This is a genomic window from Sphingomonas bacterium (genome assembly GCF_028292945.1).
GTDB lineage: Bacteria > Pseudomonadota > Alphaproteobacteria > Sphingomonadales > Sphingomonadaceae > Sphingomonas.
In genome coordinates, this window is the sequence record NZ_JAQGLJ010000024.1 from 1 (window position 1) to 10,574 (window position 10,574).

The 10,574-nt window shown below is 68.2% G+C and carries 13 protein-coding genes and 1 pseudogene; 10 read left to right on the forward strand and 4 right to left on the reverse strand.

The features are described 5' to 3' along the window. Window positions 1-216 (forward strand): annotated as a pseudogene (locus tag JWN21_RS03170) (hypothetical protein); the annotation flags it as partial. 290 nt (window positions 217-506) lie between these two features. Here the strand turns inward: JWN21_RS03170 and JWN21_RS03175 are convergent. Beyond that, window positions 507-647, reverse strand: coding sequence for a hypothetical protein (locus JWN21_RS03175; protein WP_299646147.1), 141 nt, complete (start codon window positions 645-647; stop codon window positions 507-509). 14 nt (window positions 648-661) lie between these two features. Beyond that, complete coding sequence (locus JWN21_RS03180) at window positions 662-1,039, reverse strand: PRC-barrel domain-containing protein (RefSeq protein ID WP_299646149.1); 378 nt, start codon at window positions 1,037-1,039, stop codon at window positions 662-664. 108 nt (window positions 1,040-1,147) lie between these two features. Between JWN21_RS03180 and JWN21_RS03185 the strand changes: the two genes are divergently transcribed. From JWN21_RS03185 to JWN21_RS03225, 9 genes are all read left to right on the forward strand, one after another. After that, complete coding sequence (locus JWN21_RS03185) at window positions 1,148-1,675, forward strand: hypothetical protein (protein ID WP_299646151.1); 528 nt, start codon at window positions 1,148-1,150, stop codon at window positions 1,673-1,675. 534 nt (window positions 1,676-2,209) lie between these two features. Beyond that, a complete protein-coding gene (locus JWN21_RS03190) occupies window positions 2,210-4,879 on the forward strand; it encodes an EAL domain-containing protein (RefSeq protein WP_299646153.1) in 2,670 nt (889 codons plus the stop codon). Between the two features lie 69 nt (window positions 4,880-4,948). After that, a complete protein-coding gene (locus JWN21_RS03195; protein WP_299646155.1) occupies window positions 4,949-5,404 on the forward strand; it encodes a MarR family winged helix-turn-helix transcriptional regulator in 456 nt (151 codons plus the stop codon). After that, window positions 5,397-6,473: an HlyD family secretion protein gene (locus tag JWN21_RS03200; RefSeq protein ID WP_299646157.1), complete on the forward strand. Its 1,077-nt coding sequence runs from the start codon at window positions 5,397-5,399 to the stop codon at window positions 6,471-6,473. Before JWN21_RS03195 ends, JWN21_RS03200 begins: the two co-directional genes overlap by 8 nt. Next, a complete protein-coding gene (locus JWN21_RS03205) occupies window positions 6,460-8,019 on the forward strand; it encodes a DHA2 family efflux MFS transporter permease subunit (protein ID WP_299646159.1) in 1,560 nt (519 codons plus the stop codon). Before JWN21_RS03200 ends, JWN21_RS03205 begins: the two co-directional genes overlap by 14 nt. Before the next feature lie 116 nt (window positions 8,020-8,135). After that, window positions 8,136-8,288: a hypothetical protein gene (locus JWN21_RS03210; RefSeq protein WP_299646161.1), complete on the forward strand. Its 153-nt coding sequence runs from the start codon at window positions 8,136-8,138 to the stop codon at window positions 8,286-8,288. Window positions 8,289-8,322: 34 nt separating this feature from the next. Beyond that, window positions 8,323-8,847 (forward strand): hypothetical protein, encoded by a 525-nt coding sequence (locus JWN21_RS03215; protein ID WP_299646163.1) that lies wholly within the window; start codon window positions 8,323-8,325, stop codon window positions 8,845-8,847. Window positions 8,848-8,923: 76 nt separating this feature from the next. Continuing rightward, on the forward strand, window positions 8,924-9,274 hold the full coding sequence (locus JWN21_RS03220) for a DUF3592 domain-containing protein (RefSeq protein WP_299646165.1): 351 nt from the start codon (window positions 8,924-8,926) through the stop codon (window positions 9,272-9,274). Between the two features lie 33 nt (window positions 9,275-9,307). Next, window positions 9,308-9,595: a hypothetical protein gene (locus JWN21_RS03225; RefSeq protein ID WP_299646167.1), complete on the forward strand. Its 288-nt coding sequence runs from the start codon at window positions 9,308-9,310 to the stop codon at window positions 9,593-9,595. Window positions 9,596-9,710: 115 nt separating this feature from the next. Here JWN21_RS03225 and JWN21_RS03230 read toward each other — a convergent pair whose 3' ends face one another. Next, on the reverse strand, window positions 9,711-9,986 hold the full coding sequence (locus tag JWN21_RS03230) for a type II toxin-antitoxin system RelE/ParE family toxin (RefSeq protein WP_299646169.1): 276 nt from the start codon (window positions 9,984-9,986) through the stop codon (window positions 9,711-9,713). Continuing rightward, complete coding sequence (locus JWN21_RS03235) at window positions 9,958-10,152, reverse strand: stability determinant (RefSeq protein WP_299646171.1); 195 nt, start codon at window positions 10,150-10,152, stop codon at window positions 9,958-9,960. Before JWN21_RS03235 ends, JWN21_RS03230 begins: the two co-directional genes overlap by 29 nt. Between the last annotated feature and the right edge of the window lie 422 nt (window positions 10,153-10,574).

The window sequence follows — 10,574 nt, forward strand, 5'->3', positions numbered from 1 at the left end:
GACGTGATCCGCAGCTTCAACGATCCCGAGGCCGGGCTAATCTGGAGCGGTCGACCCAGCCGAAAGCGACCGGCCGATATGCAGAACCGAGCACTCGCAAAGCTAAGGCTGGTCGATTCAGCCGAAACGATTGACGATCTGCGCACCCCACCAAGCAACCGCCTGAGCTGGCGGCGCGCATCGGACTTGCGTCAGAGCGCGTCGAGGCAGTCGTGAGCGGTACACGTCGTATGGATGGTGAGTTAGACCTGCGGCTCGCACGCTACTTTCGTATGTCGGAAGGCTTCTTTCCACGTTTACAAGACTGCTTCGAACAGATGGAGGCCAAACGCGCGCTGAATGGCGAGCTGGACCCTATCCTCCCGCGCGCCGCCTGAACCCGCCACCGATACCGACCCGCGATGCATGCGCATACAGCGCCGATTCGTCCTGCATTCCCCGGCCGGTATTGTGAAATACCCGGGGAAGCGCAGCGAGGTATAGGCCGAGACCCGGGAAACAGCCCGCTACCCCGCATTCCCCCGGTCGCTGGTCGGCTCCGCATCCACCGTCTGTGGCGGCGCGGGCGGCGGGTCCTTGCGGGCGTCCTTGTCCGGATCGGTCAGCATGTCGTCGGCGATCTCCTGCGCCGCGTTTTGCTCGCTCATTTCCGCTCTCCTCGTCACCGTGTCAGGTCCTCGATCGGGGCCCCGTAATAATTCGCGACCCGGTCGGCATAGCCCTGGTCGAAATGCGGCGCGCTGTTGGCCCAGCTCGGCCCGCCCTTCAACAGCGTCGCGTCGACGGTCACTACATAAAGGTCGCGCACCGGATCGAACTGCAGCAGCGCGAACGGCACCGGGTAGAAGCTCTTGCCCATCCCCAGGAACCCGCCGAGGCTCAGCACCGCGTGCGTGGCGCGCCCCGATCCCTTGTGGATCATGTAGGAATAGACCGAGCCGACCGAGGATCCGTCGCGCGTCTCCACCCTGGGCGAATGCGTTGCGTTGGCCTGAACCAGCAGCAGCGTCGGCATATCGGTGGCGGTGGTGGTGGACATGGGATCTCCTGTTCGCGCTCCAACCCTGCGCCCCGCCGCCCGGTTCCCGCGCCGGACGCCGTTGCCGACTCTGTTGAGCGCGTCTCGCAACTACGGCATAGCCACGCGATGCGCCGCGCCCCTCCCATGCTCCTCGCTCTCGCCGCCGCGATCCTCGTCGTCGGCTGCACCGCCGCGCCGCGTGCCGTCGCGCCGCCGGCGCGTGTCGTCGCCCTGCCTCCCGCACCAGCCCCGGCACCACCGGCGGCAGACTGGCTTGAGTGGGCAGTGACGGCAGGCACCTGGCGCTACGGTCGCGACGAGCGCGGGACGGTGGCGATGTTCGGGGCGGTCGGTGCCGATGCGGTCGCGGTGCTGCGGTGCGATCGGCAGGGCGGGCGGCTGTTCCTGTCGGTGGCTGGAGACACGCCGACGCCGCTGACGGTCAGGACCAGCAGCATCGCGCGCACGGTACAGCTGGGCGCCACCGGCGGCACGCCGTCCTATCTCGCCGCGACGCTCGCGCCCGCCGACCCGTTGCTCGATGCGATGGCGTTCAGCCGCGGTAGGTTCGCGCTCAGCCGCGCGGGTGCCGCGCCGCTGGTTCTGCCCGCCTGGGCGGAGGTCGGCCGCGTGATCGAGGACTGCCGCGCCTGAAGTAGCGAAGCCCCTAAAAACAACGCTTGTAAGTTGAATCGCGGCACCGCACATTGCCGATGCGGCCGGGGCACGGCCGCATTGGCTATCAACAAGCGAAAGGAGGTGATCCGATGTCTCATGGTTCAGCAGTGGGGTCGGTTCAGTTCGTTCGGGGGATTGGTTGCTAGGGACCGCAAAGTCACGCCGGAGGGTATTCTCCCTCAGTCAACGGTGTGCACTGGTTCGTGGTAGCCCATGGTCCTCCGGGCTGGAGCTCTCCGGCCGCTGACCATGTTTGAGGGTTGTCGGGTGTCCTGAAGGGCATCCGGCAACCCTTTTTCACGCGCAGCGCGGCAGCCTGGCCACGTCCGGCTGACTCGCGCAAGCGCCGCCGACAGGAAGCGAAGCGCTCCTGATCGACGACGCGGCTTTGCCCGCGGCGCGCGGTGTGCTATATGCGAGAAGGGCACCAGCGGCCGCCGGCGAGGTGAACGCGCCGTCAACCATCCCCGATGGGCAACTCATCAACCGTGCCGCCCTATGCCGGCAACGATGCTTCACCTCCCGCTCGATCCGCTGGACAGGGTGCCCGCCGCCGTCCTGCTCGGCCTGGCGGAGGACGAGCGCGCGCCGTTGGCGGATGCAGGCGCGATGCGGCTGTCGCAGGTCCGCGCGGTGTGGCCGATCGCAATGGCGGCGCAGGGTGTCGGCGCTGGCGTGCTGGTCGCCGTACCGCTCCATTCGGGCATGCCGCCGACCAGCCTGGCGATGCTCGGCGTCGGCGCGGTCACGGCGCTGGCCGGTATCATCTGGGGGCTGCTGGCACTGCCACTGACCCGCGATTGGCCGGTACACAAGCTCAACCGCGCGTTGCTGCTGCTGGCCGCCGCACAGGCGGCCGGCATGTTGACGCTGCTCTGGGCGGCGGCACGGGTGCCCGAAGGACCGATCCAGCTCGGCAGCTTCGTCGCGGCCGCCGGCGCGGTGGGCATCACGGCCATTGCGCTGCAACCGGTCCGGGCCGCGACGCTTGGCTTCGGTGCCGGGCTGGTGCTGGCGCTGCTCGCCCTGGCGGGCGTCGGTACCGCGCTGGGTGTCGCGGCGGCGTTCCTGGGCTGCCTGGGCGCCTGCATCCGCCGGCTTGCCCGCCACGACGTCGATACAGCCATCGCCCAGGCCGCGGAGACGAGCGAAGGCCGGTTCGCCGCGAAGATGATCGCCGAGTTCGAGGAACAGGGCACGGGCTGGTTCTGGGAGGCCGACCGCTATGGCCGCGTCACCTATCTGTCCGCCACCGTCGCCAACGCGCTGACCCGCGCGTCGGGTGCCGAGCCGGTCGGGCGCATGCTGACCGACATATTCCAGATGGATGGCGTGACGCCGGGGATCGAACGCACGCTGCCGTTCCACCTGTCGTCGCGCACCTCGTTCCACGACTATCCGGTGCGCGCCGCCGGCGACCCGGAGGCCGCCAGGGACGCCAAGGATGCGGGCGGGCGGTGGTGGTCGATCTCGGGTCGGCCATTGCTGGACGATCAGGGTCGCTTCTCCGGCTTCATCGGCTCGGGCTCCGACCTGACCGAACGCCGCCGGTCCGAGGCGGAGATCACGCGGCTGGCCATGTTCGACGGGCTCACCGGCCTCGCCAATCGCCAGCATATCCGCGTCAGCCTCGACAAGACGCTGGCGCACCGGTCGGGCGCGTTCCGCCCGGTGGCGCTGCTCCTGCTCGATCTCGACCGGTTCAAGGCGGTCAACGATACGCTGGGCCATCAGGCGGGCGATGCGCTGCTGAAGCAGGTCGCGCAGCGACTGTTGCGCGGCGTCGGCGACGCCGGGCTGGTCGGGCGGCTGGGCGGCGACGAGTTCCAGGTGCTGCTGCCCGGCTTGGACGACCGCGAGGCGCTGGCGATCCTCGCCCGCGATCTGATCAAGGCGATCTCCCAGCCCTATTTCATCCAGGGCGCGTCGATCTCGATCGGCGGGTCAATCGGCATCGCGCTGGCGCTGAAGCCGGGCGACGACTCGGAAACGCTGATCCGCAACGCCGATCTGGCGCTCTATGCGGCCAAGGGCGACGGGCGCGGTGTGCATCGCTTCTACGCGGCGGAGATGCTGATCGGGGCGCAGAGCCGCCAGCAGCTGGAGGACGACCTCCGTCACGCGATCGCCACCGGCGGATTTCACCTCACCTATCAGCCCGTCGTCTCCACCGCCGACGCGCTGGTGGTCGGCTACGAGGCGCTGGTGCGCTGGGATCATCCGACGCGAGGGCTGGTCTCGCCGGCCGACTTCATCCCGGTGGCGGAGGAATGCGGTCTGATCGGCGCGATCGGCGAATGGGTGCTGCGCACCGCCTGCATCGAGGCGAGCCGCTGGCCCAGATGCAAGGCGGGCGACATCCGGGTCGCGGTCAACGTCTCGCCGATCCAGTTCGCCGATCCCAACCTGCCGGCGCTGGTGACGAACGCACTCGCCCGCGCCGGTCTGGCCCCCAACCGGCTCGAGCTGGAGATCACCGAAGGCGTGTTCCTCGATGAGAAGCAGTCGTCCGAAACCATGTTCCGCGCGCTGAAGGCGATCGGCGTGCGGCTGGCGCTGGACGATTTCGGCACCGGCTATTCGTCGCTGGGCTATCTGCGCACCGCGCCGTTCGACAAGATCAAGATCGACCAGAGCTTCGTCAAGGGCGCCGCCCAGCCCGGCAACCGCAACGCCGCGATCATCAAGGCGATCGTGACGCTGGCGGAAACGCTGGGGATGGAGACAACGGCGGAGGGCGTCGAGGTCGAGGACGAGATCGAACTCGTCCGCCAGCTCGGCTGCAGCCACATCCAGGGCTATATCTACGGCAAGCCCGTCCGCGCCGAAGAGGTGATGCGCCAGCTTGGCGATGGCACCAGCGAGGCGCAGCCATCGGGTTTCCGTACCAGCCGGATGCCGCGCACCACCATGCTGCGCTCCGCCCGCATGGCGATCGGCGGTGCCGAAGGCGACGTCCGCATTCGCAACATCTCCGCCACCGGCGCGATGATCGACGGGATCGACATCGACGGCAAGGGAGACGGAATGGACATCCTGATCGAGCTGCTGGAGGATCAGATGTTCGCCGCGCGCATCCGCTGGGCCCGCGACGGCCGCGCCGGAATCGAGTTCGCCGAGAATTTCAACCTGGAACGGTTGAACCAGGGCACCGCACGGATCCGCCGCATCGCGTGCTAGGCCGCGTTCGATTGCCGACTCGTCGCTGAACCGGCGCGTCGGGCTTGGATACATAAGCACGCTTATTATATGCATGCCGTGAGTGACGGTACGGGGTTCCTGATCAGCGATGTGTCGCGCCTGCTTCGTCGGCGATTCGACGAGCGCGCCCGGCTCATCGGGGTCACACGTCCGCAGTGGCGCGCGTTGATCACCCTGTATCGTCACGAAGGCATCCAGCAGGGTGCGCTCGCCGATCTGCTCGAAGTCGAGCCAATCACCTTGTGCCGCATGGTCGATCGCATGGCCGACGCAGGGCTGATCGAGCGTCGCCGCCATCCCGCCGATCGCCGCGTCTGGAAATTGTATCTGACGGACAAGGCGCACCCGCTGATCGATCAGCTCCGTAGTATCGCTGACGCGGTGCTCGCGACCGCGCTCGAGGGCCTGTCCCCCGACGCGGTGGACGTTTTCGTCGCCACGCTCGACCTGGTCCGGCTGAATTTGGCGGCGGACACCAACCGTGCGGAGGTTGCCCATGGCTGACGCCGATCCCACGCGCGACCTGCGGGCCGACGCCGCGCCTTCAGATCCCGTTGCGCCGGCAAGCGCTTCGCGGTCGTGGCTGCGGCTGGTCCTACTGCTCGCGGTCCCGTTGCTCCTGGCGATAGGCGGGGGCTATGTGTGGCTGACCTCCGGCCGGTTCGTCTCGACCGACAACGCCTATGTCAGCAATGACAAGGTCTCGATCGGTGCCGACGTCGCGGGTCGGATCGTCGAGGTCGCGGTGCGCGAGAACCAGCGGGTCGACGCCGGCGACCTCCTCTTCCGCATCGACCCCGAACCCTATCGGATCGCGGTGGCGCAGGCCGACGCGGCGATCGCCGACGCGCAGGTCCAGGTCGCGACGCTGCGGTCGGGTCTGGGCACCAGCGCCGCCGACATCGCCGCCGCGACCGACCGGATCGCCGCCGCGCAAGAGGATTATGGTCGCCAGGCCGCCTTGATGACGCGCGGCTTCACCACCCGTGCACGGCTCCAGCAGACCGAACATGAACTCGTGCAGGCGCGCGCGGCGCTCGCCGCCGCGCGCGCGGCCGCCGCCGAGGCCGAGGCGAAGCTGTCGACCGGCACCGCTGTGCCCGGCACGAGTCCCCGCATCGCCGCCGCGCGTGTCCAACGCGCCAGGGCCGCGCTGGACCTGGCCCGCACCGCCGTGCGCGCGCCGGTGGCGGGCGTGATCAGCCAGTCGGACCGGCTCCAGGTCGGGCAGATGATGGTGAGCGGCGTGCCCGCGCTCAGCGTCGTGTCCGGCGGGCGGGCTTGGGTGGAGGCCAATTTCAAGGAAACCGACCTCGACAAGATGCGCGTCGGTCAGCCTGCGGAGATCGGCTTCGACGCGTACCCCGGCGTCAAGCTGCGCGGCCATGTGCAGTCGATCGGCGCCGGCACCGGCTCCGAATTCTCGGTTCTGCCCGCGCAGAACGCGAGCGGCAATTGGGTCAAGGTGACGCAGCGCGTCCCCGTCCGCATCGCCATCGACGAGCCCAGTCCCCGGCCCATGATCGCGGGCCTGTCGGTCGACGTCAGCGTTGACGTGCGTGCCGGGCGCTAGCGCGGCACCAGGTCGGGCGGCGCTGCCGGTCGCCCGGCGCGGACTGCTGACCGTCGGCGTGATGGCGGCGACAGTCATGCAGATCCTCGACTCCACGATCGCCAACGTCGCGCTGCCGCACATGCAGACCGCACTCGGCGCCACCGCCGACACCGTCACCTGGGTGCTGACCAGCTACATCGTCGCCTCGGCGATCGCTATCCCGCTGACCGGCTGGCTGTCCGACCGGCTCGGCAGCCGCAGGCTGTTCCTCGGCTCGGTCGTCGTCTTTGTCCTCGCCTCGATGCTCTGCGGCCTCGCCACCAGCCTGTCGCAGATGGTGGCGTTCCGCATCCTGCAGGGCGTGGCGGCGGCGTTCATGAACCCGTTGAGCCAGACCGTCATGCTCGACATCAACCCGCCGGAACGCCAGGCCAAGGCGATGTCGATATGGGGCATGGGCATCATGGTCGGCCCGATCATGGGGCCGGTGCTCGGCGGCTGGCTGACCGAAAGCTATGATTGGCGCTGGGTGTTTTACGTCAACCTGCCGATCGGCGTTGCGTGCTTCGCGATCCTGTGGGCATTGCTGCCCTCGCGCCCCATCCGGCGGCGAGCGTTCGACCTGTTCGGCTTTTCACTGCTCGCGATCGCGGTGGCGTCGCTCCAGCTGATGCTCGACCGTGGCCAGTCGGAGGATTGGTTCCGGTCGTGGGAAGTGCTGCTCGAGGCGATGGTGGCGCTCGCGGCGGCGTGGATGTTCTGCGTCCATCTGTTCACGGGCAAGCGGCCGATGTTCGACCGCGCGCTGCTGCGCAACCGCAACCTCCTTACCGCGCTCGGCTTCATGCTCGTGATCGGCGTGGTGATGATGGCGACGATGGCGCTGCTCCCGCCCATGCTGCAGTCGCTGTTCGGCTATCCCGTGCTTGACGCCGGGCTGCTGCTGGTGCCGCGCGGCATCGGCGTCGTCATCAGCATGGGGGTGGCGGGACAGTTGATCGGGCGCGGCGTCGATCCCCGCCTGCTGGTCGGCACGGGCCTGCTCATCGCGGGCTTTTCGCTGTGGGAGATGACCGGCTGGACGCTGATGATGGGGCGCGAGCATTTCATCGTGACCGGCCTGATCCAGGGTGTGGGGCTGGGGCTCGTCTTCATCCCGCTCAACCTGATCGCGTTCGCGACGCTGGGACCCGAACACCGCACCGACGGATCCAGCCTGCTCAACCTGTTCCGCAACATCGGCTCGTCGGTCGGCATCTCGGTCGTCACCAGCCTGCTGGCGCGCAACACGCAGGCGAGTCATCAGGAACTGGGCGGACACATTACCGCCTACTCCATGGGCAGCATCGACCCGTCGATCGCCGGCGCGGTCGGCGATACCGGCCAGGCTGCGCTGGCGCTGCTGAACGCGGAGGTCACCCGCCAGGCGGCGATGATTGCGTTCCTCGACGATTTCAAACTGATGATGATCCTGACGCTCGCCGTCGTACCGCTGGTCCTGCTGCTCCGCCGCCCGGCACGCGCAGGGGCGGTGAAGATCGACGCGGACGCGATGGGGCATTAGACGGTCTCGGGCAGCGGCGCTGGCGGCGAGCGGCGCGGCGAGCCTCGTCGCGAGCCGCGAAGTCACCCTGTCGCGCGCGCGCGGTCGTGCTGCTCGCGGGCTGGGCCTTGTGTCGCATGGCGGCGCCGTTGTGGTCGCTGTTCCTGCTGTCGGCCCTCGCGATGGCGACGACGGGTCTCGGCACCGCGCTGTTCGTCAAGCTGACCCGCTGGTGGCCCCGCGCCCGCCAGGCCCGCGCCGGCTTGCGGTGGCGCAGCGGATTGGCCTAGCGTCGGCGCTGCGATCTGGGGGGATTCGACCGGCGTGAAACTCATCACTCGAGCGGCGCTGTTGTGTGCCTGCCTGGCCATCGGTGCGTGCATCAACAGTGGCAATCAGGGCTGGGACTTCGGCGGCGAGCCCGATCCGGCCGGCGGCCCCGCCATGCAGCAGGCGTGGCGCGGCGTTCATGAAGGACGGCTGGGCTTTCGATGCCGGGATGGGCGGGTGGTCCTGTTCGTGGAGACCTGGCACCCGCTGAAGGTTCCGGCGGGTCGAGCCGCACCGATGCAGCTCGGCTATCGCTTCGAAGCCGGCGGCGATCAGCTGGGCAGCGTCGAGGGCGTGGCATCGACGCGCGGGATCGAGATACCCGCGCCCACGGTCGGCGAGCGCGCGCCCAACGCCCTGCTGCGCGGCCTGACCGACGGCGCGGACGATCTCTTCGTGACCCTGACCGGAGCGGGGCATCTGGTCACGATCAGGTTCGACATCGGACACGCCGCGCATGCGCATCGCCACGTCCAGTCGGCGTGTGGCGCAAGGCCCGCGCCGGCCCGCCCGGCGTGAGCGAACGCAGGGACTCCGCGTCGCCTCCGGCGCTCAAGCGCGGCGCGCACGGCACGACCGGCAACGGAGCGGAACGATGACACCGATGACGCCAAGGCCACGCCGCCTGTCGGCCCGGATCAACAGGGGCATCATCATCGCCTTCGTGCTGGGCATGATCTACATCCTGTTCTTCCACGTCGACGAGCGTGACGCACGGATGACGGGAACCGCGCGGGCGACGGTCGTGACTGCCGAATCCACCGGTCGCTCCAACAGGTACGAATACCGTTACGTGGTCGGCGGACGCACCTATCAGGGGTCGGCGCTGCTGAGCGGGTTCGCGTTCGCCGCCGGCAGCGCGGCCATCGCCTGTTTCGATCCGGAGGACCCGTCGCAATCGATGCTCAAGAGGATGGACAGCAGTTGCGGACCCGGCGCCGGCTGATCGGGTGATGCGATCGATGATGGAGGGAGCATGATGGGGGATGGTCCGACATTGCCGCGCAGCACCGGCCTCGGGTGCGGCTGCGGCGCAAGCCTCGCGTTCCTGATCCTGGTCGGGCTCCCGGTGCTGTTCGTGTTCAGCTTCGGCATGTCGCCGTGCGAGGACGGGCCGTGCAACCCGGACGGCGCCAGGGACTTCAACGTCGTCGCGATCGCGCTGCTGTGCTGCGCGGCGTTGCTGTTTGTAGGGGTCAGGCAGGTGGTGCGATGGCGCAAAGGGCGACACCAGAGTGGCCCGCCCGCGGATGACGCCGGGCAGTAGCGGTTACAAACGACGCGCTCCTACCAACGCCTGGCGCCCACGCGAGCCGCGCGCCGGAGCAGTGAAGGTCGATGCCGACGCGATGGGCATTGGGGGACTGCTGGGTTATCTGGGCCTAAGGATATTGCTGCCGCGCGTGCAGCACCGCGAGGACCTCGATCGCCTCCGCGACCCGATATATCAGGATGTAGTTCGGGTGGACGACCGCCTCGCGCGTCCCGGCGACCCGTCCAGGCCGGTACATGTAGGGGTGGCTCGGCAACCGCTCCGCCGTGCTCTCGATCAGGTGGAGCATGCGATCGGCCGCGGCCGGGTTGCGCTCCGCGATGTAGCCGACGATCTCGAGAAGGTCGGCCCGTGCCTCAGGACGCCAGACGAGCGGCAGCGTCACGCTTGCTCTCGATCAGATGGCGTGCTTCGGCCATGACCTGGTCGTGTGGCAATCCGGCCTTGGTTGACGCCAGCGCCACCTGCACCTTTGCGCGAAACCACGCATCGTGCGCCTCGGCGTCCTCGGACGTGGCGAACTCGGACTCGATGGGCGAGAGCTTGCTCATCCGCCACAGGTTAGTCCGACTGCAGGCTGATGCAAGGACAGGCGGTGCTTTGCAGTCAAATCAGCAGATGGCCTTGGTAACAGGGCTTGCAGGCGGACGCATACTGCCCATCGTCAACTAGAGGAAAACGCCTCAAGCGGTCAGTACTTTCACCCCCACCAACTCGTTGACGTGCATCCCATGCGTATGCGTGATTGACGTTGAAGGCTGGTCCGCCGTAGCTTTCCCATAGACGGGGAAGCAAATGGCTACAGCGATTTCAGTGCCGGACCGCTTCGCACCTATCAGCCTGTATATCGACCTCGAAGAAGGTGAGTTGGCCGACCTTGAGATTGTCAGTCGAGCAGCGATTGCATGGGCTGAGGCGATACGGGAGGCGGCGTTTATCCTCGACCCGACGGTCGAGGTGCGGGTTGAGCTTG